This is a genomic window from Streptomyces sp. NPDC012769, assembly GCF_042901205.1.
In the GTDB taxonomy this organism is placed as follows: domain Bacteria; phylum Actinomycetota; class Actinomycetes; order Streptomycetales; family Streptomycetaceae; genus Streptomyces.
Window position 1 is genome coordinate 1076405 of record NZ_JBIBCP010000001.1, and the last position, 26061, is coordinate 1102465.

25 protein-coding genes and 1 tRNA gene are annotated in these 26061 nt (G+C 73.0%); 13 read left to right on the forward strand and 13 right to left on the reverse strand.

Annotation, left to right across the window (positions count from 1 at the left end; genetic code table 11):
* Positions 1-100 precede the first annotated feature (100 nt).
* Positions 101-1357 carry a helix-turn-helix domain-containing protein gene (locus ACFY7C_RS04785; protein WP_389643730.1) on the reverse strand — a complete coding sequence of 419 codons (1257 nt, stop codon included), beginning with the start codon at positions 1355-1357 and terminating at the stop codon, positions 101-103.
* 173 nt (positions 1358-1530) lie between these two features.
* Complete coding sequence (locus tag ACFY7C_RS04790; RefSeq protein ID WP_389643732.1) at positions 1531-1665, reverse strand: hypothetical protein; 135 nt, start codon at positions 1663-1665, stop codon at positions 1531-1533.
* Between the two features lie 228 nt (positions 1666-1893).
* On the opposite strand from ACFY7C_RS04790, the gene ACFY7C_RS04795 reads away from it, so the two are divergent.
* A complete protein-coding gene (locus ACFY7C_RS04795; RefSeq protein ID WP_389643735.1) occupies positions 1894-3357 on the forward strand; it encodes a SulP family inorganic anion transporter in 1464 nt (487 codons plus the stop codon).
* A 320-nt stretch (positions 3358-3677) separates the two neighbouring features.
* On the opposite strand, the gene ACFY7C_RS04800 is transcribed toward ACFY7C_RS04795, so the two are convergent.
* Positions 3678-4361, reverse strand: a complete 684-nt coding sequence (locus ACFY7C_RS04800; protein WP_389643738.1) for a DUF305 domain-containing protein — start codon at positions 4359-4361, stop codon at positions 3678-3680.
* A 443-nt stretch (positions 4362-4804) separates the two neighbouring features.
* Entirely contained in the window at positions 4805-5551 is a 747-nt protein-coding gene (locus ACFY7C_RS04805) for an RNA-binding protein (protein WP_389643741.1), read from the reverse strand.
* A gap of 237 nt (positions 5552-5788) precedes the next feature.
* On the opposite strand from ACFY7C_RS04805, the gene ACFY7C_RS04810 reads away from it, so the two are divergent.
* From ACFY7C_RS04810 to ACFY7C_RS04825, 4 genes are all read left to right on the forward strand, one after another.
* Positions 5789-6718, forward strand: a complete 930-nt coding sequence (locus tag ACFY7C_RS04810) for a hypothetical protein (protein WP_389643744.1) — start codon at positions 5789-5791, stop codon at positions 6716-6718.
* Positions 6719-6948: 230 nt separating this feature from the next.
* Positions 6949-7512 (forward strand): hypothetical protein, encoded by a 564-nt coding sequence (locus tag ACFY7C_RS04815; RefSeq protein WP_389643747.1) that lies wholly within the window; start codon positions 6949-6951, stop codon positions 7510-7512.
* 267 nt (positions 7513-7779) lie between these two features.
* Entirely contained in the window at positions 7780-7872 is a 93-nt protein-coding gene (locus tag ACFY7C_RS04820; RefSeq protein ID WP_362661460.1) for a putative leader peptide, read from the forward strand.
* A 206-nt stretch (positions 7873-8078) separates the two neighbouring features.
* Positions 8079-9479 (forward strand): sulfatase, encoded by a 1401-nt coding sequence (locus ACFY7C_RS04825; protein ID WP_389643750.1) that lies wholly within the window; start codon positions 8079-8081, stop codon positions 9477-9479.
* 73 nt (positions 9480-9552) lie between these two features.
* Here the strand turns inward: ACFY7C_RS04825 and ACFY7C_RS04830 are convergent.
* Positions 9553-9626, reverse strand: a tRNA-Pro gene (locus tag ACFY7C_RS04830).
* A gap of 125 nt (positions 9627-9751) precedes the next feature.
* On the opposite strand from ACFY7C_RS04830, the gene ACFY7C_RS04835 reads away from it, so the two are divergent.
* Positions 9752-10462: a transketolase gene (locus ACFY7C_RS04835; protein ID WP_389643753.1), complete on the forward strand. Its 711-nt coding sequence runs from the start codon at positions 9752-9754 to the stop codon at positions 10460-10462.
* A gap of 88 nt (positions 10463-10550) precedes the next feature.
* Positions 10551-11444, forward strand: a complete 894-nt coding sequence (locus tag ACFY7C_RS04840; protein ID WP_389643756.1) for a transketolase family protein — start codon at positions 10551-10553, stop codon at positions 11442-11444.
* A 48-nt stretch (positions 11445-11492) separates the two neighbouring features.
* Here the strand turns inward: ACFY7C_RS04840 and ACFY7C_RS04845 are convergent, their stop codons facing one another.
* Positions 11493-11861, reverse strand: a complete 369-nt coding sequence (locus ACFY7C_RS04845) for an MmcQ/YjbR family DNA-binding protein (RefSeq protein ID WP_389643758.1) — start codon at positions 11859-11861, stop codon at positions 11493-11495.
* A gap of 550 nt (positions 11862-12411) precedes the next feature.
* Between ACFY7C_RS04845 and ACFY7C_RS04850 the strand changes: the two genes are divergently transcribed.
* A complete protein-coding gene (locus ACFY7C_RS04850; protein WP_389643761.1) occupies positions 12412-13611 on the forward strand; it encodes an acyl-CoA dehydrogenase family protein in 1200 nt (399 codons plus the stop codon).
* A 139-nt stretch (positions 13612-13750) separates the two neighbouring features.
* Here ACFY7C_RS04850 and ACFY7C_RS04855 read toward each other — a convergent pair whose 3' ends face one another.
* The 6 genes from ACFY7C_RS04855 to ACFY7C_RS04880 form a co-directional block, all read right to left on the reverse strand.
* Entirely contained in the window at positions 13751-14320 is a 570-nt protein-coding gene (locus ACFY7C_RS04855; protein ID WP_389643764.1) for a GAF domain-containing protein, read from the reverse strand.
* Positions 14317-14952, reverse strand: a complete 636-nt coding sequence (locus ACFY7C_RS04860; protein WP_389643767.1) for an ATP/GTP-binding protein — start codon at positions 14950-14952, stop codon at positions 14317-14319. Before ACFY7C_RS04860 ends, ACFY7C_RS04855 begins: the two co-directional genes overlap by 4 nt.
* Positions 14930-15301 carry a DUF742 domain-containing protein gene (locus tag ACFY7C_RS04865; protein ID WP_389643770.1) on the reverse strand — a complete coding sequence of 124 codons (372 nt, stop codon included), beginning with the start codon at positions 15299-15301 and terminating at the stop codon, positions 14930-14932. Before ACFY7C_RS04865 ends, ACFY7C_RS04860 begins: the two co-directional genes overlap by 23 nt.
* A 2-nt stretch (positions 15302-15303) precedes the next feature.
* Positions 15304-15738, reverse strand: coding sequence for a roadblock/LC7 domain-containing protein (locus ACFY7C_RS04870; RefSeq protein ID WP_345484375.1), 435 nt, complete (start codon positions 15736-15738; stop codon positions 15304-15306).
* 7 nt (positions 15739-15745) lie between these two features.
* Entirely contained in the window at positions 15746-17686 is a 1941-nt protein-coding gene (locus ACFY7C_RS04875) for a sensor histidine kinase (RefSeq protein WP_389643773.1), read from the reverse strand.
* A gap of 478 nt (positions 17687-18164) precedes the next feature.
* Positions 18165-19364, reverse strand: coding sequence for an MBL fold metallo-hydrolase (locus tag ACFY7C_RS04880; protein ID WP_389643776.1), 1200 nt, complete (start codon positions 19362-19364; stop codon positions 18165-18167).
* A 163-nt stretch (positions 19365-19527) separates the two neighbouring features.
* Between ACFY7C_RS04880 and ACFY7C_RS04885 the strand changes: the two genes are divergently transcribed.
* A complete protein-coding gene (locus ACFY7C_RS04885; RefSeq protein ID WP_389643779.1) occupies positions 19528-20172 on the forward strand; it encodes a TetR/AcrR family transcriptional regulator in 645 nt (214 codons plus the stop codon).
* A gap of 328 nt (positions 20173-20500) precedes the next feature.
* Here ACFY7C_RS04885 and ACFY7C_RS04890 read toward each other — a convergent pair whose 3' ends face one another.
* Positions 20501-21376, reverse strand: coding sequence for an SIMPL domain-containing protein (locus tag ACFY7C_RS04890; RefSeq protein WP_389643781.1), 876 nt, complete (start codon positions 21374-21376; stop codon positions 20501-20503).
* A gap of 221 nt (positions 21377-21597) precedes the next feature.
* Here ACFY7C_RS04890 and ACFY7C_RS04895 point away from each other — a divergent pair, with 221 nt between their 5' ends.
* The 4 genes from ACFY7C_RS04895 (at position 21598) to ACFY7C_RS04910 (ending at position 26061) form a co-directional block, all read left to right on the forward strand.
* Positions 21598-22557: an STM4015 family protein gene (locus ACFY7C_RS04895; protein WP_389643784.1), complete on the forward strand. Its 960-nt coding sequence runs from the start codon at positions 21598-21600 to the stop codon at positions 22555-22557.
* Positions 22554-23747, forward strand: coding sequence for an STM4014 family protein (locus ACFY7C_RS04900; protein ID WP_389643787.1), 1194 nt, complete (start codon positions 22554-22556; stop codon positions 23745-23747). Before ACFY7C_RS04895 ends, ACFY7C_RS04900 begins: the two co-directional genes overlap by 4 nt.
* A gap of 98 nt (positions 23748-23845) precedes the next feature.
* On the forward strand, positions 23846-24673 hold the full coding sequence (locus ACFY7C_RS04905; RefSeq protein ID WP_389645968.1) for an STM4013/SEN3800 family hydrolase: 828 nt from the start codon (positions 23846-23848) through the stop codon (positions 24671-24673).
* Positions 24670-26061, forward strand: a complete 1392-nt coding sequence (locus ACFY7C_RS04910; RefSeq protein WP_389643790.1) for an STM4012 family radical SAM protein — start codon at positions 24670-24672, stop codon at positions 26059-26061. The genes ACFY7C_RS04905 and ACFY7C_RS04910 overlap by 4 nt, the downstream gene beginning before the upstream one ends.

Genomic DNA, 26061 nt, shown 5'->3' on the forward strand with positions numbered 1-26061 from the left:
GATCCGGGCGCCGGACCGGCAGCTCCCCCGGCAGGATGCGGGCAGTATCGGCCCGGACCACCGGGCCACCGGGCCAACACACCGGCCCGCCGGACCAGGCTCAACTCGCCGTCGCCAGCTCCGCGTACGCCCGGCCCCCGCACAGACTCCGGCAGAGATTCAGGACGGTGAAGCGGACCCCGTCGCGGGCCTGGACGCTGCGGATCAGCCCGCTCGCCAGCAGCTCGTGCACCGCCGCCAGGCACTCCTGCGGCGGCCGGCCGCTCAGTTGGACCGCGTCCTCGCCCGACCAGTCCCCCGGTTCGGCCGCGAGGCGCTCCAGCAGGTCCCGCTGGCCGAGCGTGAGGCGGTCCAGGGCGGCCCCCAGCGCCGCCCGTATGTCCGCCCTGCCTCCGTACCCCGCGGGCGGCGGCGCCAGGTGGAACGGCCCGTCCGCGAGCCGCGCCACCAGCTGGCGCGGGGACAGCACCGTCGACCAGCCGGCGACGAGCTCCAACGCGCCGGGCAGCCCGTCGAGTTGGCGGCACAGTGCGGCGACGGCGGGGGCCTCGTCGGGCTCGAGGCGGTAGCCGGGGCGCAGCCGGCGCAGGTGGGCGAGCAGCAGCCGTACGGCTCCCACCTCGGCGAGTGCCATCGGATCGTGGTCGAGTTCCGGACCGGGGGTGGGCAGCGGGGCGAGCGGGATCACCTGGCCGCCGGGGAGCGGTTGCGGGACGCGGGCGGTGATCAGTACGCGAAGGCCGGGGCAGCGTTGGAACAGTTCGTCCAGCAGGGCGGTGTCCACGCCGGCGTCGGCGCCGTCCAGGACCAGCAGGGTGGGCCGCTCGCCGATCGCGCGGGCGAGGTCCGTACGGCGTTCGAGTCCGGCGACCGGCAGCCGGCCGCAGTCGATCCAGCGCACCGACCACCGGGACGCGAGGTGCAGCCGTCTCGCGACCTCCAGGGCCAGCCGGGTCTTGCCGACCCCGCCGAGTCCGGCCACCGTGACCAGCCGGTCCCCGTGCTCGGCGAAGGCGTCGGCCAGCACCTCGACCTCCAGTTCCCGCCCGACGATCGCGCCCCGGGCGACCGGCGGCGCGGTCGGCTCGTCGCAGGGCTCCTCGGCGAACGTCTGCCGGCGTGCGGTCGCCTCGAAGACCGACCGGTTGCGGCCCTCCAGTCGCAGGGCGTCGGCCAGCAGCCGGACCGTCTCCTGCCGGGGACGCTGCACCCGCCCGCTCTCCATGTCCCGGATGGCCCGGACGCTCAGGGTCGCGTGGTCGGCGAGCACCTGCTGGGTCAGGCCGACCCGCTCGCGCCAGATCCTGAGCAGCTCTCCGAAGCCCGCCGTCGACTGCGGCGACTGAACACCGTCCATGCCTCGTCCACCTTCCGTGGGATGGCCAACTACCGGGGACCAGGGACCCGGGCGCCCCGTACGGCACGCCGAGGGCGGCGTCGACCGGTGGTGACCGTCGAGCCGTGTTTCCCCCTGGCTCGAATGGTCCACGGCACGGCTCTACGGCCGATCAACGGGCGATCACCACTCGCTCACGCCTTCTCCACACGTCCCACCGGTTCGGCGCGCGACAGCCGGCCCCGGAGCGTCTCGGCCTGTTCGACGACAGTAGAATCGTCGGCGGCGAGGGCGGTCATGCCGTGCCGCTGCCCCCGGCGCTGCCGCATCGGGGCCGATGGCGCCCCGGAGCCGCCTGCGGAGTGTCGAGCCGGCCCTTCCGCGTCCTCCCGCCCGCCCCGGCCCACCGAACGGGGCCCGCCCGAGCACGACAGGTCGCTTCCCCCTTGCCTTCCTCCTCATCCTCCCCGTCCTCCTCGTCCTCCTTGTCTTCCTTGTCTTCCTCCTCGTCCTCCCCGCCTTCCTCCTCTCCCCGCTTCTCTCCGCGGCTGCGGAGCATGAGGCCCGACTGGCTGTCCGATCCGAAGGTGTGGCGCACCGAGGTCCTGGCCGGCCTGGTCGTCGCCCTGGCGCTGATACCCGAGGCGATCTCCTTCTCGATCATCGCCGGGGTCGACCCGGCGCTCGGTCTGTTCGCCTCGTTCACGATGGCCGTCACGATCGCGGTCGTCGGGGGGCGCAGGGCGATGATCTCCGCGGCGACCGGCGCCGTCGCGCTCGTCATCGCCCCGCTCAACCGTGAGCACGGTCTCGGTCATCTGATCGCGGCCGTGATCCTGGCGGGCTTCCTCCAGGTGGTCCTGGGCACGCTGGGCGTGGCGAAGCTGATGCGTTTCATCCCGCGCTCGGTGATGGTCGGCTTCGTCAACTCCCTCGCGATCCTGGTCTTCATGACCCAGATCCCCGAGATGACCGGTGTCCCGTGGGCGGTCTATCCGCTGATCGCCGGCGGTCTGGCGCTGATGGTGTTCTTCCCGAGGATCACCACCGCGATCCCGGCGCCGCTCGTCTCCATCGTCATCCTGACGGCGATCACCGTCGCGGCGGGGATCGCGGTGCCGACCGTGGGCGACAAGGGCGCCCTGCCGTCCGCGCTGCCCGTCCCCGGCCTGCCGGACGTGCCGTTCACGCTCGACACCCTGGTCACCATCGCGCCGTACGCCTTCGCGATGGCGCTGGTCGGTCTGATGGAGTCGCTGATGACGGCCAAGCTCGTCGACGACATCACGGACACCCACTCCGACAAGACCCGCGAGTCCATCGGTCAGGGCATCGCGAACATCGTCACCGGCTTCTTCGGCGGCATCGGCGGCTGCGCCATGATCGGCCAGACGATGATCAACGTGAAGGTCTCCGGCGCCCGCACCCGCCTGTCCACGTTCCTCGCGGGCGCGTTCCTGATGGTGCTGTGCATCGTCTTCGGCCCCGTCGTCTCGGACATCCCCATGGGCGCCCTCGTCGCGATCATGCTCATGGTGTCGTTCGCGACCTTCGACTGGCACTCCGTCGCCCCGAAGACGCTCCGGCGGATGCCCGCGGGCGAGATCGTCGTCATGCTCGTCACCGTCGGCTGTGTGGTCGCCACCCACAACCTCGCCGTGGGCGTCGTCGTCGGTTCGATCACCGCCATGGTCGTCTTCGCCCGGCGCGTCGCCCACCTCGCCGAGGTCACCGCCGTCACCACCCCGGACGGGACCACCGTCGTCTACCGGGTCACCGGAGAGCTGTTCTTCGCCTCCTCAAACGACCTCGTCGGCCGGTTCGACTACGCCGGCGACCCCGACCGGGTCGTCATCGACCTGAGTGCGGCGCACATCTGGGACGCCTCCTCCGTGGCCACCCTCGACGCCGTCGAGAACAAGTACGCCCAGCGGGGCAAGACGGTCGAGATCACCGGCCTCAACAGCCCCAGCGCCGACCTCCACCGCAGGCTCAGCGGCGAACTCGCGGTCGGCCACTGACCCCGCCGGGCGCCCCGGGGATAGCCGCCCCCGCCGAGTGAGGGGGCCCACTGCAACAGCACGCCCGCGCTGGTCGTCCACCGCGACGACCACGTCGCGGGCGTCTTCCTGATCGAGATCGCCGACCGCGGGATCACCGGCTTCTACGCGATCCGCAACCCGGACAAGCTCGTCGCGGTGTCCGTTCCGCGTCGCATCAGCCGATAGAGCCCCGGCCGCGAGCACGACCATCACCGTGGTCGCGACCACGACCACGACCGTGAGCCCGCAACGGCGGAGGGGGGAAGTCCCGTCGGCGCGGGCTCCTCCCCCCGCACGGGCTACTTCCTGCCGCCGGCGAGCCGGGCGCGGAAGTCCTCGATCTCGCTCTGCTGGGCGGTGATGCCGGCCGAGGCGGCCTGGCGGAGCCGGTGGTGGTCGGCACGGGACTGGACTTCGAGGTACTGGACGATCCCCGCGGAGTGGTGGGGAATGATGCGCCGCACGAAGGCGACGTCGAAGTCCTTGCCGCCGGGCGTCCCGCGCAGTTCGCCGATGCGCCGGCGCGTCTCCTGGTCCATCGCGGCCATTTCCTCGCGCGCCTCGGCGGGCGCCTGTTCCCTCGCCTGCTGCGGAGTGAGGCCGTACCACTCCCGCAGCCAACGGGTGAACCGGTCGATCTGGTCCTGCTGGCCGCTGACGATGTTCTCGGCGCGGGCCCGGACGTCGGCGTCGGCACCGCGTTCCCGCTCCAGCTTCGCCATCTCGACGGCATCCTCATGGTGCCGGATGATCGCGGCCAGGAAGGTCACTTCGAGTTCCTTGCCCGCCAGCCCGGCGAGCTCCTCTCCCAGCTCGTACGCCGCCGGGGACGTCGGCAGCGGCTGCGGGTCCTGGGACGTCGTGCTCACGGGCCGCTCGGGGACCGGACCGCCGTCGGCGAACGAAGCCGGCGCGAGGGCCAGGGACAGCACGGTGGCGACCGCCGCGACGGCGGCGCGGCGCCGCATGGGGTTCTTCGTCAAGGCTTCCTCCAAGGAAACGGCTGCGGGGCGTCAGTTACGTGTGGCCCCGCACCGCACACCGAAAACCCCACCGGCCCGCCACCACTCGATCACAGCAACACCTCCCCCGTCCGGCGGCCTCCACAGGGGTGGCCGTGCGGCTGCTGGGTGGATGCTGGTCCCGGCCGGACTCACCCCGGCGTGCCTCACCGGTGCGGAATCGTTCATCCTCACGGCTCGCCTGAACGAACACGTCGACCGCGAACTCGCCCACGATCCCCAGGCGTTCCGTGCGTTCGCCACCGAGATCACGAGCGGCGGCGGCGGTTCGGGGCCGGATCCTCAGGGGCTCGCGAGCTGTTCATCTCCTACCTGGAGGGTTCCGTGCCCGACCACGGCCATACCTGATCACCCTGATCGACGGAAGCCGTACGCCGCTCCGCCCGTGCCCGGCGCGAACCGGGTCACCACCGTGCTCGTAGCACGCCGTCGCCGTCGGGCAACGCTGCGCGGAGCAGCGGGTGCCGTGCGTCGATGTCCAGGGGCAGGGCGCAGGCCGCCCGCGCGTCGGCCACCAGGGCGGCGAGCCGGGCGTACTCGGTGTCGTCGACGATCGCGTGCGCGATCGTCCCGTCCTGCGCCTCCCAGACGAACTCCACGGATCCCTCCTCGGGCAGCGCGTCGAGGACCGCGCCCACGTCAGGGGCCAGGTCCGGCCAGACCGTCAGCAGGGCGCGCGGACCGAGACCCGCGCGGACCGCGTCGAGATTCTCCGGCGTGAGGCGGTGCCAGCGTGTGACGTTGCGGACGTAGACCTCCTCGAGGAGGGCCTTCTGCCGCGAGGCCAACTCCGTGCGCACCCGCGCCCAGAACTCCTCGTCGGCGGCCTCCGTCACTTCCGGCTCCTCGAGCTCTGCCGCGTAGGGCGAGACCGTCATCGGCTCCGGGAAGAGCCCGAGTTCCCGTGTGGCGACCACGGCTTCCGCGCAGAGCCGGTCGCTACCCACGTAGACGACACCGGTGGCCGCGGGCTCGCGGATCTCCAGCCGGTCGATGCCCGAGGCCTCCGTGAAGGCGGCGATGGCGGCCAGGTACGCCGCTTCGACCGGCCCGTGGTCGCTGACCGTGTCCTCGGCACCGATGTACGAGCCGCGCGCGTCGCGGTCGGCGGGGTCGTACTTGGTGATCCGATGCACGAACGTCGGCGGCACGTCGCTGCTCCCTGGTCGGTCAGAAGGGGTGTCAGGGTACGTGGCCGGGCCGGCCACCAGCTGCCGCCGAGACGTCGACGGCCGGAGGCCCCAGGTCAGAACTAGGTCAGAGTCAGAGGTCAGAGGTCAGAGGTCAGAGGTCAGAGGTCAGAGGCAACGCTGGCGCCCGATCCGACGTCTGGCAAGCGGAGAACGAAGTGGGCGGACCGAACCCCCACCGTGTGAAGGGACCTGCTTGTGCTCATAGGACTGCTGACCGCCGTCGCCGCCTCGGTGTGTTACGGCACCGGATCCGTCCTCCAGGCCGTCGGCTCCCGCAAGTCCGCCCGGCGCGAGGCGGCCGCGGCGGGGCAGGTCACCCAGCACGGCGGGCCGAGCCTGTCGTCGACCGCGAAGGCCGCGATGACCTGGGAGTTCATCGTCGGCACGATCCTGGACTTCGTCGGCTTCGGCCTCGGCGCGCTCGCCGCCCGCATGCTCCCGCTGTTCCTCTCGCAGACCGTGATCAGCGCCAACCTGGTCATCACGGCCGTCCTCAGCGTGCGGCTGCTCGGCATCCGGCTGACCCGCGCGGAGTGGACCTCGATCGGTGTGGTCTGCTCGGCCCTGGTGCTGCTGGCGAGCGCGGCGGGCCCGGAGGGCAGTGGACACACCCCCATCGCCACGCACTGGTGGCTGCTCGCGATCTCGCTGCTGCTGATGGTCGGCGGCACGGTCCTCGTACGGGTGCTCGGCGCCCGGGCGGCGATCCTCGCGGGCCTCCTGTCGGGTCTCGGCTTCGGCGCGCTCGGGGTCGGAGTGCGGATCCTGAACGGCATCGACCCCTTCGACCTGGGCGCGCTCCTGACGGACCCGGCGCTGTACGCGATCCTCGTGGCCGGCGTCGGCGGCATGTACCTGCACACGGTCGCGCTGCAGATCGGCTCGGTGAACGGAGCGACGGCGGCGCTCGTGGTCGGCGAGACCGTGCTGCCGGGGATGATCGGTGTGTGGTGGCTGGGTGACGCCTCGCGCCCCGGCTTCGCCTGGCTGGCCGTCCTCGGCTTCGTGCTGGCGGTCGCGGGCGCGGTGGCGGTGGCGTGGTTCGGCGCCCCGGAGAGCCATGGGGTGGAGTCCGAAAGCCGGCCGCAGCCCGAACGCGGTCGGGAACCCGCCCGCGTCGAGTAGTCCGCCCGGAGGCGAAGGAGGGCGGGGGCCGGGCCGGTCGGGCGTGTTCCCGACCGGCCCCCGGCGTCAAATGCACGGGGTCGCTCGCCCCGTCGAAACCGAGGCCGCGGCCGGACCTGCCGTCCTCCGGTACGGCAGCGGCCGAAGCCCGCCGTTCGCCGTCATGCCGTCGATGCCGTCGATGCCGTCGAAGACCTGATGCCGCCTGCGCGAGAAAGGCCCGCACCCCCATGCCGTCCGTCGAGCAGCCGTCCTGGGACGCCGCAGTACACCACCTCTACCAGAACGCGTACGCGTACGTCGCCACCGGCCCGCGCCGCCACGAGGACTGGACGCTCGACGTCCTCGCACTGACCGCCCGGGCCGTGCCGGACCCCCGCGGCTGGGCCCGCGTCGACGACGCGGAGAAGGACCCGCAGCGGGCGGGGAGCCCCACGTGGCCCTTCGCCGCCCACCCCGCCGCGTACGTGGCGCCGCGCCTCAAGGAGATCGACCGGGACAGCGCCGAGGACCTGCTCCTGGCCCTCACCGAGGCCGGCTGCACCCTGGACAACCTCCGGCACTTCGCCGAATCCCCCGAAGAGCTGCGGGAGATGGCCCGCACGATCCTGGCGCGGTACGGGGACGACTCCACCTACCACACCAACATCGGCAAGCCGGGGAGCGCGCCGGGGACGCTGGACTTTTCACGACCGGGCCTGGAGTACAGCCCGCTGGGGGTCTTCATGGAGGACTGCGGTCTCGTCGTGGTCTCGGCCACCGAGGTCGGCCTGTTCTGGACCTTCTCGGACTGAGGACTCGTCCGCCGGGTGACGAGGCTGACCCGGCGAAACGCTGGGCGGGCCGACCAAGGCGCGTCGTCCCCCCAGTGGACCCCGGAAACGATCGAGGGGCCGTTTCAGATCGCTCTGAAACGGCCCCTCGACTACGACTTTCACAAGTCGGGACGACAGGATGCGAACCAGCCTGCCCGACGGTGCGTGTCGATCATGCGAACTACGCGCGTCAACGGCCCCTGCACCGTTGACGCGCCTCATCCGTCCCGGCGAGACTCCTGGCCCATGCAGCCCCCGCGTGACCGCTCGGTCACCCTCGTCCAGCGCCGGCACGTGGACCTCGTCCGTGTCGCGAGCGCGGCCTGTCGCTGCCTCTGACCAACAGGCCGATCGTCGCCCCTGACCAGCCGGCCTGTCGCTGCCTCTGACCAACAGGCCGATCGCCGCCCCTGAGCAGCCGGTCTTCCGCTCCCCGGCCACAACCGCACCCCCCTCCGCCCCCGCCCCGGTCGCCGCGCCGTCCCCGCCTGCCGGGCGGGCCGGAGGCATGCCCATCACCCCCGCACGCCCTCATGGAGACTCGTATGTCCACGCCCCTGTCCCGCCGCGCCCTCGGCGGGGCCGCCGCCGGTGTCGCCGCCGCGGCCGTCCTCGGTGCCAACGCGCCCTCGGCGCAGGCGACGCCGGCCGAACCGCGGGAGCGCCCCTTCCGCGCCGCGCACCCGCGCCGCCACTCGCGGCGGCCCAACATCCTCTTCGTCCTGGGCGACGACCTGGGCTGGGCGGACCTCTCCTCCTACGGCTCCCCCCACATCCGTACCCCCCACCTGGACCGCCTCGCCCGCGGCGGCGTCCGCTTCACCGACGCCTACTCCGGCTCCGCGACCTGCTCACCCACCCGCTTCAGCCTCTACACCGGCCGCTACCCGGGCCGTACGAAGGGAGGGCTCGCCGAGCCGATCGCCGACAAGTCGGTCGGCCTCGAGCCCACCCACCCCACGCTCGCCTCGCTCCTGCGTGACTCCGGCTACGCCACCGCCCTCGTCGGCAAGTGGCACTGCGGCTACCTTCCCGACTACTCCCCCACCCGCTCCGGCTGGGACGAGTTCTTCGGCAACTTCGGCGGAGCCCTGGAGTACTACTCCAAGCTCGGCCTGGGCGGTGAATACGACCTCTACGAGGGCGACGCGGAGTACAAGGACCTGCGCTACTACACCCGGATCCTCACCGAGCGGGCGAGCGAGTACGTCAGCCGCGACCACGACAGGCCCTGGCTCCTCAACCTCAACTTCACCACTCCCCACTGGCCGTGGATCGCCGACGGCGACGAGGACGCGAGCGCCGAGATCGTCCGCCGGATCAAGGCCGGCGACCGTTCCGCCCTCTGGCACCAGGACGGTGGCTCGATCGAGAAGTACGGGGAGATGGTCGAAGACCTCGACCGCTCGATCGGGCAGGTCCTCGACGCGCTGAAGCGCTCCGGCCAGGAGCGGGACACCCTCGTCTTCTTCGCCAGCGACAACGGCGGGGAGCGCTTCTCCTACAACTGGCCGCTCGCCGGGAACAAGGGCTCGCTCCAGGAGGGCGGCATCCGGGTTCCGTCGATCCTGCGCTGGCCGGCGCGGATCGACGGCGGCCAGGTCAGCAACCTGCCGGTGTTCACGCCCGACTGGACGGCGACCCTCCTCGACCTGGCCGGCGCCCGTCCCCACCCCGCGTACCCCCTCGACGGCACCAGCCTCGCCGGACACCTGCTCCATGGCACCGAGGTACCCGAGCGAGACCTCTTCTGGCGAGTGCGGGGCGAGCGCGCACTGCGCCGCGGCGACTGGAAGTACTACCGCGGCAAGTCCGGCCGGGACCAGCTCTTCCACCTGTCCGAGGACGCCCGCGAGCAAGCCGACCGAGCACCCTTCGAACAGGCTCGGCTCGCCGAGCTGCGGGCCGCCTGGGAGCGCATCGACGCGGGGCTCCTCCGCTACTGAACGGTCCCAGAAAACGATCGAGGGGCCGTTTCAGATCGCTCTGAAACGGCCCCTCGACTGCGACTTTCACAAGTCGGGACGACAGGATTTGAACCTGCGACCCCTTGACCCCCAGTCAAGTGCGCTACCAAGCTGCGCCACGTCCCGGTGCCCGTCTGACCTGGGGTTTCCCCGGCCGAACGCGCATGAGAACAATACCGCACTTCCGCGCGTGGTCACGAACCGGTTTGCGGGTTGACCTCAAGCGCGCTTGAGGTAGCACCGTGTGGGTCATGACGAACACGACGTACACGATCGGCACGGCGCGGGCCGAGATCGAGCGGCTGCACCGGCTCATGGCGCTGATGACCGGGGACGAGAAGCACTCGCCCGCTGCCACCTCGACGCTCGACGCGTTGTGGGTGCTGTACGACCGGGTCCTGCGGGTGTCGCCGGAGAGCGTGCGCGACCCGGGGCGGGACCGGTTCCTGTTGTCGAAGGGGCACGGGCCCATGGCGTACTACGCGGTCCTCGCGGCGAAGGGGTTCATCGGGGAGGACGTCCTGAGCGGGTTCGGCGGGTACGACTCGCCGCTCGGGCACCATCCGGACCGCACGCTCGTGCCGGGCGTGGAGATCGGGAGCGGGTCGCTCGGGCACGGGCTGCCGCTGGCCGTGGGGAGCGTGCTCGGGCTGCGGGCGCAGGGGCTCGCCGGGCCACGGGTGTGGGTGCTGATCGGGGACGCCGAGCTGGACGAGGGCAGCAACCACGAGGCGCTCGCCTACGCCGGGCCCGCCGGGCTCGAACAGCTGCACACGCTGGTGATCGACAACGGCTCCGCCACCTACGGCTGGCCCGGCGGGATCGCCTCGCGGTTCGAGGCCGCCGGATGGTCCGCCGAGACCGTGGACGGGCGGGACCACCGTGCGCTGTACGCCGCCTACACCGCCCCGCACCCCGGACGACCCCACGCGGTCGTCGCCCGCGTCGAGCCCAAGAGCTGAAACCCGAGAGCTGAACCCAAGAGCTGGATCCAAGAGCTCAGCCCCCGGCCCGTATCAGCACCGGCCCGTACCTCCGCAGGAGAACCCCATGGACACCATGCGCGACCGCTTCATCGCCACCACCGCCCGCCTCCTCGACGACGACCCCCGGCTCGCGCTCGTGCTCGCCGAGATCAGCAGGGACGGCTTCCAGCAGGCGCTTCGGCGCCACCCCGAGCGGGTGATCAACGTCGGGATCCGCGAGCAGCTGCTCATCGGCGTCGGTGGCGGGATGGCGCTCACCGGCATGCGGCCGATCATGCACACCTTCGCCAGTTTCCTGGTGGAGCGCCCCTTCGAGCAGGTGAAGCTGGACTTCGGACACCAGGGCGTCCACGGTGTGCTGGTGAGCGCGGGCGGCTCGTACGACTGGCCGGCCGGCGGCTTCACCCATATGTCGCCCGGTGACGTGGCGCTGATGGACACCCTCGACGGGTGGACCGTGCATGTGCCGGGGCACCCGGACGAGGCCGAGACCCTGCTGCGGCAGGCCGCCGCCGCGGACGGGTCGGTCTACGTACGGCTGTCGGTGCACGCCAACGCCGCGGCGCGTCCGGTCACCGGTGCGGGTTTCACCCCGCTGCGCGAGGGCTCTCGGGGGGTCGTCGTCGCGGTGGGGCCGATGCTCGACAACGTGCTGGCGGCGACCGAGGGCCTGGACGTGACGGTGCTGTACGCGACGACCGTACGGCCCTTCGACGGGGACGCCCTGCGGCGGGCCGTCGCCGGGGCGCGCGCGGACGTGGTCCTGGTGGAGCCCTACCTCGCCGGGACCTCGACGGCCGCCGCGAACGACGCGCTCACCGAGGTGCCGCACCGGGTCCTCGGGCTCGGCATCGGGCGGCGTGAGCTGCGCCGGTACGGCTCCGTCGACGAGCACCTGTCCGGTCAGGCGCTCGACCCCGCGGCGCTCCGGGAGCGGATCACGGCCTTCCTGACCTGACCCGTCCGCCCTCCGCCGTCCGCCGGGCCCCGCGCACCCCGGCCGCCCTCAGCCCTCCGCCGCCGACTCGCCGACCTCCGGATGCCGGTCGCGCAGTCTGGCCGGTGCCGCCTGGCGCCAGGAGTCGGCCAGGATGGCCCGGAGTTCCTCCTCGTCATCGAGGGCGGCGAGGCGGACCCGGATCCACGCGTAGCCGTCGTCGTGGCCCTCGCGGAGGAAGAACTTCGCGGGTTCGGCCGCGATCAGCTCGGCGCGCTCCTCCTTCGGGCACGTGACGCCCATGACCTGGTCGTCGTCCAGCGAGGCGAACATCCGCCCGCCCTGGCCGGCCCGGAAGGTGGGCGTGCCCCAGGCGGGCTTCTCGAACGCCTCGGGCAGCGACAGGGCGATCCTGCGCACGTCGTCGGAAGTGGCCATGTACCGACCGTACGGCCTCCCGGCGGGTGGCGGGTGCTCGGCGGCGCACGTACCCGCGCACGTGCCCGCGCACGCTCCGTGACGGACGCGGGTCACTCTGTGCGACACGCCCGTGCGCCGGGTGATGCCCCCGCACGCCCCCGCGGCTCCCCCTGGGAGGGGTTCACCGGCCCGCAGACCCCGTGCTTCCGGGCCTCCTCCGCACCGTGGGCGGTTCCGGAATGCCGCCTCTTCGGTGACGAAGTGACGTATGGGGCGGCCCGACCCCTCTCGGCGCCATATGCCCACCCTCCCTTTGCCGTTGGCATGTGGCAGAAAGATGCCCTCGGGGAATGCCCTTCGGATCGGACTGAGCAGGCCAAGACCACGCGAAACACAGTCAGAAACAAACGTCAACCGTTCCGGTTTCAGACAAACTTGGTGGCGATATTGCTCCACCCCAGAAAGATCAACACCATGAAGTGGTCGGCCTGTTCGGGACGGGACCACTGCCGATGCACCACCTGCTCGGACCACTCGACGAGCAGGCGTTTCGCAGGGGAGGACTCGAATGGACGGCTACTTCAGCAGTCGACTGCATCACCGACTCCGGGGGGAGGTCCGCGACTTCGCGGAGCGTGAGGTTCGGCCACGCATACCGGAGATGGAGGCGTCGCGTACGGTCCATCACGAACTGTCCCGGCTGATCGCCCGACAGGGCTGGCTGGGCGCGACTATCGGCCATGAGTACGGCGGCATGGGCGCCGGCCATCTGGCCAAGACGATCATCATCGAGGAGCTCTCGCGGGTGAGCGGCGCGATGGGCGCCATGGTCCAGGCCTCGCAGCTGGGCACCGCCAAGATCGTCCACTTCGGCAGCGACGAGCAGCGCAAGACCTGGCTTCCGGCCATCGCCGCCGGTGAGTGCCTGCCGACCATCGCCGTCACCGAGCCCGAGTCCGGCGGCCATGTCCTCGGCATGTCCGCGAGTGCGGTCCGTGACGGCGACGACTACATCCTCAACGGCAGCAAGGTGTTCGTCGGCAACAGCCATGTCGGCGATCTCCACGGTGTCGTGGTCCGAACCGGTCCCGGATCGAAGGGGCTCACCGCCTTCCTGGTCGAATCCGATCGCCCGGGGTTCAGGACCGGTCCGCAGCAGCCCGCCATGGGTCTGCACGGCTTCAGCTTCGGCGAGCTCATCTTCGAGAACTGCCGGGTGCCGGCCTCCAACCGGCTCGGCGACGAGGGCGACGGCCTCGCCGTCGCGTACTCCTCCAGCGTGCTCTACGGCCGCGCCAACCTCACCGCCGTGTCGCTCGGCATCCACCAGGCGATCCTGGAGGAGACCACCCGCTTCGCCAGCGAGCGCATCCGCTACGGCAAGCCGCTCGCCGAACTCCCCACCGTCAAGCTGAAGCTGGGGCAGATGCAGTCGCGTCTGATGACGGCCCGGCTCGCCGCGTACCACGCCGTCCACCTGCTCGACCAGGGCATGTCCTGCGACACCGAGCTGATGAACGCCAAGCTGGTCAACGTCGAGTCCGCCATCGACTCCGGGCGCAACGCCATGGAGATCCACGCCGCGGCCGGGCTCTTCACCGACCGCCCCATCGAGCGGTACCTCCGCGACGCGCACCACATCTTCGCCCCCGCCGGCACCTCCGACATCCAGCTCCTCCGCCTCGCCGAGGTGGCGCTCGGCCAGGACAAGGGCAGTTGGTCGGAGCGGCTGTCCGAACTGGTCCGCATGGAACCCGCGCACGTCTGAGGCCCCGCGCATGTCCGAGGTCCCCGCGCACGCCTGAGGACCCTCAGGGCGGTGACGTGAGAAGCACTGTGCCCCGGAGTCCGGCAAAGGAGCCGAACACCGGGGCACCCGTACGCGTACGGAGGACGACGGGCCGTCGTCAGATCATGCGGTCCTCGCGGCGGTGGATCTGCTCCACCAGCTCCGCCGCCATCGCCTTGATGGTCTCCAGACCCGCGCGCCCCCAGGGCCGCACGTCCGTGTCGACCACGCAGATCGTGCCCAGCGCCACGCCCGTACGGTCGATCAGCGGCGCACCCATGTACGAACGGATGCCGATCTCGTCCACGACGGGGTTGCCCGCGAACCGCGGGTAGTCGCAGACGTCCTCCAGGACCAGGGCCTTGCGGCGCACCACCACGTGCGGGCAGTAGCCGTGGTCCCGGGCCATGAAGCGGCCGACACCGCCACCCGCGGCGGCCGCCCCCAGGTCGCTGCCGGAGTGGGTGCCGGCCGGGGTGTGCAGGCCGGCGAAGAACTGCCGGTTCTCGTCGATGAAGTTGACCATCGAGAACGGCGCGCCGGTCACCTCCGCGAGCCGCTGGGCGAATTCGTCGAAGGCCGGGTCGGGCTGCTCGCCGAGCCCCAGTTCGCGCAGTCGGCGGACCCGGGCGGGCGCCTCCTGGTCGACGGGGGTCAGCAGCAGGTGACCGGTCGGGTCGTAGGTCATGTCGGGGCTCCGTAGCTCGGCACGGCGGCCGGGATGGTGGTGAGCAGATGCTGGACGAGGGTCAGCAGGGTGCGGATGCCGGAGCTGGAGATCCTGGCGTCGCAGAGCACGACCGGCACCGTCGGCTTGAGGTCGAGGGCCGCCCTCACCTCGTCCGGTTCGTAGCGGTAGGCGCCGTCGAACTCGTTGACCGCCACCACGAATTCGATGCCCCGTCGCTCGAAGAAGTCGACGGCGGAGAAGCACTCCTGGAGGCGGCGCGTGTCGGCGAGGACGACCGCTCCGAGGGCGCCCTCGGAGAGCTCGTCCCACATGAACCAGAAGCGCTCCTGGCCCGGCGTGCCGAACAGGTACAGCACGTTGCGGTCGTCGAGGGTGATGCGTCCGAAGTCCATCGCGACCGTGGTCGTGGTCTTGGACTCCACGCCCTCCAGGCTGTCGGTGGCCGCGCTGACCGAGGTCAGCAGCTCTTCGGTGCTCAGCGGTTCGATCTCGCTGACCGCGCCGACGAACGTGGTCTTGCCCACCCCGAACCCGCCCGCCACCAGGATCTTCAGCGCGGTGGGAAACGGGTCCGTCGCGAGGTCTTCGTGACCACGTGCGTGGCGCTCAGAGCCGTTGTCGTAGGCCATCGAGCACTGCCTCCAGCAAGGAACGGTCGGTTGGATTGGCGTGGAAGCGGGGCGCCCGGGCGGTGAGCGCCCCGCAGTCCACGAGGTCGGAGAGCAGGACCTTGGTGACGACGGCCGGGAGCCGTAAGTGCGCCGCGATCTCCGCCACCGAGGTGGGTCCGTCGCACAGCCCGAGGGCCAGGCTGTGCTCGGGACCCATGTGGCCCTGCGGTGCCGTGCCGGTCGCCATCACCATCGAGAGCAGGTCGAGCGCCGCCGTGGGCTTGGTCCGCCCGCCACTCACGGTGTACGGGCGGATCAGCCGGCCGGCCGCGTCGTCCAGCCAGGGTCCTTCCTGGTGGGACCCCATCGTCACTGCCCCGCACTGCCCGCCGCGCCGGCGGCCTGTCTGGCCGGGGTGACCAGATACGGCCGCACGCTCTTGACGAGCATCGCCATCTCGTACCCGAGGACGGCGGCGTCGGCCTCCCGGCCCGCGAGGACCGCGAGACAGGTGCCGGACCCGGCGGTGGAGACGAACAGCAGCGTGGAGTCCAGTTCGACCACGACCTGCCGGACCTCGCCGCCGTCGCCGAAGCGGGCACCGGCGCTGCGGCCGAGCGAGTACAGGCCGGAGGCCAGGGCGGCCATGTGGTCGGCCGCGTCGGGGTCGAGGCCGTGGACGGACTTCACGAGGCCGTCGGAGGAGAGCAGTACGGCATTGCGGGTGTAGGGGACCCGCTGGACCAGGCCGCTGAGCAGCCAGTCGAGATCCGAGGAATGGCCGTTCGGCGCATTGCTCGCCATGGTGCATCTACTCCTTGTGCGCGTCACCGGGACGCAGCGGTTCACGGGGGGCGGGCTGGGATTCTGCGAGGCCGATGCCGCGCTGGAAGGCGGCCATGAGGCCCGGGTCGTGCAGGGCGTGCTCCTCGGGCCTGCGGGCCGCGGGCTCGTCGCGCAGCTGCGGGACGAGGTGCTCCTGGGCGCGCCTCTTGGGCAGGACGGGCTTGCCCGGTGCTCCGGAGGCCGGGGCCGGGGGGACCTCGTTCGCCGGTGCGTGGTGGGGGGTGCCGGACCCGTGGGTCCCGGCGTAGGCGGGCTGCGACGGGACCCCGTGGGTTCCGGGGGTCGCCGGGACGCCGGTCGTGCCGGGCACGCCGGGGGCTCCCGGTGCGCCGGGGCCGCCGGTCGTCGTGCCGAGGGGTGCCGCGGGACGCTGTACGGAGGAGGTGACGGGAGCGGCCGGGGCGGCGGGTGCCTGCGGGGCCGGCAGGTGCGCCTGCGCGTGCGCCGGTACGGGGACGGGCGCGGCGGGGGCGTGCGGCATCGGGGCCGTGAGCGGGGTGGTCGGGTCCGGGGCCGGCGGGGCCTGCGGCGCCGCCCGGTGGCCGGTCTGACCGCTCGACTGCGGTATCGGGGCCCGGCCGTCGAGCTGGGCCTGGGCGGCCTTGGCGGCGACCTGCGCCTGGGCCTGGGCGGCCTGGCCCTCGCCCCGCGCGAGGCCCTCGGGGTCGGCGCCGAGCAGGCCCTGGGGCAGGACGAGCACGGCCTGCACACCGCCGTAGATGTTCGACTGGAGCCGTACGGCGATGCCGTGGCGCCGGGCGAGGGCCGAGACGACGAAGAGTCCGATGCGGCCGTCCTGGAGCAGGTGCGCGACGTTGACCTGGTCGGGGTCGGAGAGCAGGGCGTTCATCTTGTTCTGCTCGGCGACGGGCATGCCGAGACCGCGGTCCTCGACCTCGATGGCCAGGCCGGCCGTGACGTACTGGGCGCGCAGCAGCACGGTGGTGTGCGGTGCGGAGAACAGCGTCGCGTTCTCGACCAGTTCGGCGAGGAGGTGGATGACGTCGGCCACGGCATGGCCCCGGAGCGTACCGTCGATCGGCGGGACCAGCTTCACCCGCGGGTACTGCTCGACCTCGGCGATGGAGGAGCGCAGCACCTCGGTCATGGTGACCGGGTTCGACCACTGCCGGCGGGAGATGGCGCCGCCGAGGACGGCGAGGTTCTCCGCGTGCCGGCGGATGCGGGTGGCGAGGTGGTCGACGTGGAACAGGCCCTTGAGCAGCTCGGGGTCCTCCACCTCGTTCTCCAGCTCGTCGAGGAGCTGGATCTCGCGGTGGACGAGGGACTGGAGCCGGCGGGCGAGGTTGACGAAGACCTCGACCTTCTGTTCGTTTCCGACGCTGCTGGACAGCTGGGAGGCCTGCACCACGGCGGTGACGGCGGCCTCGTGAGAGCGGGTCAGCTCCTGGGCCAGCAGGTCGAATTCGTCGCCGGACGGAGCGGCGGGCACGGCGGGCCGGGGCGCGGGGCTCTCACCCCTGCGCAACTGTTCGAGGACGGTCCGCAGTTCGCTCTGGCTCCGCGCGCTGGAGCGGCGCAGGGCGTTGGCGCGGTCCAGGACGGCCTTGGCGGCCCGGTCGGCGCCGAGCGCGGCGGCGGTCACGGAGGCGACCGTGATCGCCGCGGCGCCGGTGAGCGCGGCCCACAGGCCGGGCGTCGGACCGGCGCCGGTGGAGCGGATCGTGAACAGCACGGCGGCGGCGCCGCCGAGTGCCACGGCGACGGCGGGGAGGACGGAGGTACGCAGGAGTTGGGGGCGTATGCGGGCCTCGGTCGGAAGCGGCGCGGGGGACTGGGGGGAGCCGGCGCCGGTCGCGCCGGCGGCGGTGCGAGCGCCTGACCGGCCGTGCCGCCCGCCCTCGCGGCGTTCGGACCGCGCGGCGGGTGCGCGAAGTTGAGACATGAGTGTCCTTGGTACGTGCCCAGGATTCGGCGTACTACGGGGGTGCACTACGGGGGAGGTGTCCTACGTGGGTGTGATGAGCCTACCGATGATCACCAAGCAGCCACTGTAGTCGTCAACCGTTCATGTGCGGTGCGCAGTTGGCAAACTTACCCGTAGAGCGCCCGGCTCTGGTATCGCCCTTCGTACGACAGGCCGAGAAGGGTTGGCCGAAAGTCGTCTTACGGAGCGGGGTGGGCACGGAACGGAAGTGGACGTACGGGGGCGCGAGCCGCCCCTCCCCGCACGCGTCGCCCTTGACCGGAATCCCGTTGCAAGGGCGCGCACCGGGGGGCGCGTATCGGCCGCGGCGCACGCCGCTCGCCGCCTTCGCGCCGCCCCCCGGTCCGGACTCGTCACGTCCGGATTCGCGTTCGCGTCTTCGCGCCGGACGCGCGCCAGGGGCGGTTACGGAGGGTGAGGGCCCCGGGGGGCGTCGTCACCGGCCGCCCGCGGGGGCCGGTTCGCCGCTGCGGTCCTCGGGCGCGGTCCGCGGCGGCAGGGGGCGCCGCCAGTGGCGGGCGACCGGGTGGGAGACGCCGGACCACCACGGCTGCGTCGGAAGGACCCCGCCGGGCTCGAAGGGCTCGCCGGGTCGCGGCAGGGCGACGGCCTGGCCGGCCTCGTCCGCGGCGTCCTTGGTCCAGGCACCGGGCTCGGCCCACGGGTGCGGGGCCAGGTTGAAGGTGCCCCAGTGGATGGGCAGCAGCACGCCGTGCGGGCGACCGCCCTGGAGGTCGAGGTGGGCGCGCAGCCCCTCGGCGGGGGTCATGTGGATGTCCGGCCAGTACTCGGAGTAGGCACCGATCTGGATCATGGTGGCGTCGAAGGGGCCGTGGGCGGCGCCGATCTCCTGGAAGCCGGAGAAGTAGCCGGTGTCGCCGCTGTGGTAGATCCGGTGTTCGGGGCCCTCGACGACCCAGGAGGCCCACAGGGTGTGCTGCTGGTTGCGCAGTCCACGGCCGCAGAAGTGGCGGGCGGGGGTCGCGGTCAGCCGGAGGTCGCCGATCTCGGCGGACTCGTTCCAGTCGAGCTCGCGCAGGCGGGAGGCGGGCACGCCCCAGTGCTCCAGGTGGGCGCCGACGCCGAGCGGGACCGCGAAGAGGGTGCCGGTGCCGGCCAGGGCCTTGATCGTCGGCAGGTCGAGGTGGTCGTAGTGGTCGTGCGAGATCACCACGACGTCGACCGGACCGAGGGCGGCGAGCGGCACGGGGACGGGGTGGAACCGCTTGGGCCCCACGAAGGCGAAGGGCGAGCAGCGGTCGCCCCAGACCGGGTCGAAGAGCACCCGGTGGCCGTCGATCTCGGTGAGGACGCTGGAGTGCCCCATCCACGTCACGCGCAGGCCGGTGGCCGGCGGCCGGGCCAGGTCGGCGAGGGTGGTCGGGTGGACCGGGATCGTTCCGGTGGGAGCCCGCCGCGCCCGCGCCTCCTTCTCGAAGTAGACCTTGGCGAGCTCGACGGTCGAACCGGAAGGCCGGTGCCGGGAGGGCTCGGGGTTCCGGAAGGCGCCGTCGGCGAAGTTCGGCGAGCGGCGGATGCGCTCCAGGCGCTCCCCCGTCGGATCGGCGCCGAAGGCCGCGCGGCGCAGCGCGCGCAGCCGTGCCCGCGGCGTGTGGTCGGAGCCAGTGCCGGTCACAGGACCTCCTGAGGTCAAGGGTCCCTTCATTATGTGCGGCCCGGCGCGCCGTCGGCGGGCCGGGCGCCCCTCGCGGGCGCGGGCACGGGCGTGCGTCGGGCGGCGTGGGCTCGGGCGGCGTGGGCTGATCATGCCCTTGTCATGTGCTGTGTAGGGTCGGAGCGTGGCGAGAGAGCGGTTGAGCGTGGCGGAGCGGCGAGAGGCGCTGCTGCGGGCTGCCGTCGTCCAGATCGAGGCCCGGGGCGCCACGGCGGTGCGGATCGCGGACGTGGCCGCCGAGCTCGGGGTGAGCAACGCGCTGGTCCTGTATCACTTCGCGACCAAGGAGCATCTGGTCGCGGCGGCCTTCGCGCACGCGGCCGAGGAGGACCTGGCCCGGCTGCGCACCCTGCTCGGCCGGCGGACCACCGCGGTGCGACGGCTGCGCGCGGCGGTCCGCTGGTACGCCCCGACCGGTCAGGCCAAGGGCTGGCGGCTGTGGATCGAGAGCTGGGCGGCGGCGCTGCGCGAACCGGCGCTGCGCGAGGTGGCGGGCTCGCTGGACCGGGCCTGGAAGGCGGAACTGGCGTCGGTGATCGCCGAGGGCGCGGCGGCCGGCGAGTTCGCGTGCGCCGACCCGTCCGCCGCGGCCTGGCGGCTCACCGCCTTCCTGGACGGGCTGGCCGTCCAGATGACCTCCTACCCCGGCTCGCTCGCCCGCGCCACGATGCTGGAGTGGGCGGACGCGGCGCTCGCCCGGGAACTCGGGCTGCCGTCGGTGGCCCGTACGGAGCGGGCGCGGGCACCGGAGGGCCGGAACAGCCCGTAGACGGCGGCCGGCGGGGCAGGGACCGGAAGGGCGACGGCGACCGGCTGGGCAGGGCCCGCCGCGCTGGGCCGTCTCGCCGGTCAGAGCAGCCCGTGGACACGCGGCCAGCCGAGCGGGACCCGCCGTACTGCGCGAGCTCGCGGTCAGGCAGCCTGTAGACAGCGGCCAGCCGAGCGGGACCCGCCGCGCCGAGCGAGCTCGCCGGTCAGGCAGCCCGTAGACACGCCGCCAGCCGAGCGGGACCCGCCGTACTGCGCGAGCTCGCGGCCAGGCAGCCTGTAGACAGCGGCCAGCCGAGCAGGACCCGCCGTACTGCGCGAGCTCGCGGTCAGAGCAGTTCGTAGACGGCGGTGACGGTGACGTGCTCCTCGATCTCGCCCGGGGCGAGCGGCACGCCCTCGCCGCCGTCGGCGGCAGCGCTCGGGACGGCTCCAGGCCCGGGGCGCACGCTCTCGCCCTCCGTGAGAGAGACCAGCCGCCCGAGCCGGTGCCCGCTGAGCCGGGCGTGCTGGGCGGCCTTGTCGTGGGCGTCGCGGTAGGCCGCCTCACGGGCCCTGGCGCGCAGCGCCGTGGGGTCGGCCACGTCGAACACGACGCCGTTGACCCGGCCGGCGTCCCCGGTGGCCTCGCTGACCGCACCGACGATCTGCCCGGTGTTGTCGATGTCGCGGACCTTCACGGAGAAGCCCTGCCCGGCCTGGTAGCCGGTCACCTTGCTCTCGCCGCCCCCGGTCTGGGCGTAGACCGGCGACAGGGACAGGCTCTCGGTGCGGATGTCGCGGTCGGCGACGCCCTGCTCCCGCAGCGCGGCGAGGAGGGCCTTGGCCGCCGCGCTCTGGGCGGCCATCGCCTCCTTGGCGGTCTTACGGGTCGCCTCGACGCCCACCGACACCACGGCCACGTCGGGTGCGGTGGCGGCCCGGCCGCTGCCGCTGACCGTCACGGTGGCCGGGGTGGCCGGCCGCACGGCGGCGGGCCCCGTGTGCGTGCCGGGCGTGACGGCGAGGGCGGGGGCGGCGGCCCCGAGGAACAGTCCGCCGAGGGCGGCGCCGACGGCGAGCACGCGCGCGGAGCGCACGGCGATCGATCCGCCGACGCGGTCGGCGCGAGCTCCCCACGGGGCTGAGAAGCCCTCGGGGAGGACTTCGGGGCGGGCCTCGGGGCGGGCCTCGGAGGGGGCTTCGGCAGGGTGTCGAGACGTCATGCGCGGTCCTTTCGGCGGTGGTTGCCGTGGCGGTGGCCGTTGCCCGGCGCGCACATCCCACCAGTCGCCGCCCGCCGCGCCCCCGCGCCACTCCTGGGCGGGCCGATCCTTCACCTCTCCGTACCAGGGACCGGCAACGGGCCTGTCAGTGCGGCTTGGTACAACTTCCGACATCAGCCGATCAACGCCGTCCGGCCTCACGTCCGGTGTCTGGAGCATTCATGACCATTGGGAATCACCTGCGGGAGTTCCACGGCCTGCCCGTGTTCGAGTTCCCGGCGCCCGGCGCACCGGCCGAACTGCCCGACGCCGCTTCGGTGGCCTGGCGTCTGTCCGTACCGACGTACTGCGACCCGGAGGACGAGCAGTGGGAGCCGCTCCTCGAGCGCTTCCTGGCCACCGTGGACGCACGGCGGGTGCGGGCGGTGGTCGTCGGCGGCTGGAACGAGGCGTACGACACCTCGTCGGCCGCCATCGTCACGGCGCTGATCGGGGCGAACGACCGGCTGACCGCCCTGGAGGCGGTGTTCCTGGGCGACATGACCTTCGAGGACTGCGAGATCAGCTGGATCGTCCAGTCCGACGTGACGCCGCTGCTCGCCTCCTACCCCGCGCTCCGCTCCTTCGGTGTCCGGGGCGGCACGGGCCTCGCGTTCCCGGCGGTCCGGCACACCGGGCTGCGGACCCTGGTGGTGGAGACCGGCGGCCTGCGCGGCGCCGTGGTGCGGGACATCGCCGCCGCCGAACTGCCCGCCCTGGAGGACCTGGAGCTCTGGCTGGGCACCGACGAGTACGGCGGTGACACCACGGTCGCCGACCTGGCGCCGCTCCTCACCGGGGACCGGCTGCCCGCCCTGCGGCGCCTCGCCCTGCGCAACAGCGACATCCAGGACGAGGTCGCCGCCGCCGTCGCGGACGCGCCCGTCGTCGCCCGGCTCCAGGAGCTCGACCTGTCCATGGGCACGCTCACCGACGAGGGCGCGGAGGCGCTGCTCGGCGGGCAGCCGCTGACGCATCTGCGCCGTCTGAATCTCGCCCACCACTACCTGTCGAAGGAGACGGTGGAGCGGATCGCCGACGCGCTCGCGCCGCACGGGGTGCTGGTCGACCTGGACGACGCGCAGACGCCGGAGGACGACGGCGACGGCGAGCTCTACCGGTACGTCGCGGTCGCCGAATGACCACCGCCCCGCCCCCGCGCCTCGCGGTCGTCGGCAACCCGGAGGGCCGCCGGGTGCGGCTCTTCCTGACCGCGGCACAGGCGGCCGGGCTGCCGCGACCGCGGGTCGTGCCGTGGCTCGACGTGCTGCGGGGCGGGGCCGGCTTCCGGCCGGGCGAGTGCGTCCGGCTGGAATCGCCCGGCGAGCAGCCGGAGGTCGACTGCCTGCTGCGCGGGGTGCCGGAGCCCACCCGGGTGGAGGGGACGGCTCGGTGGTACGCGGCGTTCACGGCCGCCGTGCGCCGGCTGGCCGGCGAGGTCCGCGCCGCGGGGGCGGAGCTGCTCGACGACCCGGAGGAGCTCGCGGTCCTGTTCGACAAGCGGCTGTGCCACGCGCGGCTGGCCGCCGCGGGGATTCCGGTGCCGCCCTCGCCGACCTCCGGAGCGGCGGCCGCGGCCGTACGGGGCTGGGAGGACGTGCGGGCGATCACGGCGGCCCCGGGGATGCGCCGGGTGTTCGTGAAGCCCGCCCACGGCTCCTCCGCCTCCGGTGTGCTGGCCCTGGAGACGACCGGGACCGGCCGGGTGCAGGTGACCACCTCGGTGGAGCGCCACGCGGACGGCGGGCTGCACAACTCGCTGCGGGTGCGCCGCCACACCTCGGAGCGGGAGGTGGCGGCTCTCGTGGACGCGCTCGCCCCGGACGGGCTGCACGTGGAGCGCTGGCTGCCCAAGGCGTCGCTGCACGGGCGCGGCGCCGATCTGCGGGTGGTGGTGATCGACGGCCGGGCCACCCATGCCGTCGCCCGCACCAGCCGCTCCCCCATGACCAACCTCCACCTCGGCGGCACCCGGGGCGATCTGGAGGCCGTGAGGGAGGCGATCGCCGGTGCGGGCGGCCGGTTCGCCGACGCGCTCGCCGTCTGCGAGCGGGCGGCCGCGGCCTTCCCCGGCACCCGCTGCGTGGGCGTCGACCTGCTGCCCACGGCCGGCTGGCGCCGTTTCGCGGTCGGCGAGGTCAACGCCTTCGGTGATCTGCTGCCCGGTCTCACCGGACTGCCCGGCAGCGGAGCCGAGGGCCAGGACACCTACGCGGCCCAGATCGCCGACCTCGTCCGTACCCGCACCACCCACAGCACCCGCACCACCCGTACCAATGGCACCACCCGCACGACTGGCACCACCCGCACCACAGGAACGAGCACACCGTGACCCCACCCACCGCGCCCGCGCCGGAGCCCGAGGCCCCGCCGTCCGGCACCACCGCGTCCGCGTCCGTGCCCGCCCCCGGTCCCGCGCCCGTGCTCGACATGAACGCGATCGTCGGCAGCCATGACCTCCTCCTGGTCACCCTCGACACCCTGCGGTACGACGTGGCGGCCCAGCTCGCGGCCGAGGGCCGCATCCCCAACCTGGCCGCCCGGCTGCCGGGGGGCCGCTGGGAGCGGCGGCACGCGCCCGGCAGCTTCACCTACGCCTCGCACCAGGCGATCTTCGCGGGCTTCCTGCCGACCCCGGCGGCGCCCGGCCCGCACCCCCGGCTGTTCGCGGCCCGGTTCGCCGGCAGCGAGACCACGGCGGACGGCACGTATGTGTTCCACGACGCGCCCGACCTGGTGTCGGCGCTCGCGCACGAGGGCTACCGGACGGTGTGCGTCGGCGGGGTGGGCTTCTTCAACAAGCAGCCGCCGCTGGGCACGGTGCTGCCCGGCTTCTTCCAGGAGAGCCACTGGGAGCCCTCGTTCGGCGTGGCCTCGCCGACCTCCTTCGCATCCCAGGTGGCGCGCGCCGAGGAGGTCGTCGCCGCGCTCCCCCGCGACCGCCGGCTCTTCCTGTTCGTGAACGTCTCGGCCCTGCACCAGCCCAACTGGTTCCATCTGCCGGGGGCGACCAGGGAGGCGGGCGACTCGCGGGCCACGCACGCGGCGGCCCTCGAGTACGTGGACCGGCACATCGGGCGGCTCTTCTCGGCCATGAGCAGCCGCCGGGACTGCTTCGCGATCGTCTGCTCCGACCACGGCACGGCGTACGGGGACGACGGCTACACGGGACACCGGCTCGGCCACGAGGCGGTGTGGACGGTGCCGTACGCCCAGTTCACCCTGCCCGGCCCTGAGCGTGCGGAGGCCGCCGCATGAGCACCACCGTCCCGTCGCGACCCACCACCCCGACGGTCCCCACCACCCCGACGGTCCCCGCCACCCCGCGCCCGTACGGGAGTTACGTCTACGCGTATCCGCACAAGACCGCGTACCGTCCGCTGCCCGATCGTCCCCCGCTGGCCGCGCTCTGGGCCGACGAGCCGAAGGACGCGCTGTCGCTCTACGCCCACATACCGTTCTGCGAGGTCCGCTGCGGCTTCTGCAACCTCTTCACCCGGATCGGCGCCCCGGACGAGCTGACCACCCGTTATCTCGACGCGCTCGACCGGCAGGCCGTGGCCGTGCGCGAGGCGCTCGGTGACGCGGCGCCGGTCCGGTTCGCCACGGCGGCGTTCGGCGGCGGCACGCCCACCTTCCTCACGGCCGCCGAGCTGGAGCGCCTCTGCGACATCGCCGAGCGGCGCATGGGCGTCGACCTGCGGGCGGTGCCGCTGTCGGTGGAGACCTCCCCGTCCACGGCGACCGCCGACCGGCTCGCGCTGCTGGCCGAGCGGGGCGCGACCCGGCTGAGCATCGGGGTGCAGAGCTTCGTCGAGGCCGAGGCCCGGGCCGCCGTGCGCCCGCAGCGCCGGGCGGAGGTGGAGGCGGCTCTCGGCCGCATCCGGGACACCGGCGTCCCGGTGCTCAACATCGACCTGATCTACGGCATCGACGGCCAGACCGAGGAGACCTGGCGCAGCTCCCTGGACGCCGCCCTCGCCTGGCGGCCGGAGGAGCTGTATCTCTACCCGCTGTACGTCCGGCCGCTCACCGGTCTGGGCCGGCTCCAGGACCCGGCGGCGGCCGACCGGGCGTGGGACGAGCAGCGGCTGCGGCTGTACCGCCACGGCCGTGACCACCTCCTCGCCCGTGGCTACACGCAGGTGTCGATGCGCATGTTCCGGCGGGTGGACGCGCCGCCGCAGGGCCCGGACGACCACGCCTGCCAGACGGACGGCATGATCGGCCTGGGCTGTGGCGCCCGCTCGTACACCTCGACGCTGCACTACTCCTTCGACTACGCGGTCGCGATGCCGGAGATCCGCGGCATCATCGACGACTACACACGGGCGGAGGACTTCTCCCGGGCCGAGGTCGGCCGCCGGGTCGACGCCGGCGAGGCGCGCCGCCGTCATCTGCTGCAGTCGCTGCTCCAGGCGGAGGGCATGGAGCTGGACGGCTACGCGGCCCGCTTCGGGAGCTCGCCGTTCACGGACTTCGCGGCCGAGCTGGCCCGTTTCGAGGCGCGGGGCTGGCTGGACACGGGGGCACCGGCCGGGCTGCTGCGGCTGTCGCCGGAGGGTCTGGCGCACTCGGACGGCCTCGGGCCGGAGCTGTTCTCGCCGGCGGTGCGGGCCGCGATGGCCGCGTACGAGGCGAAGTAG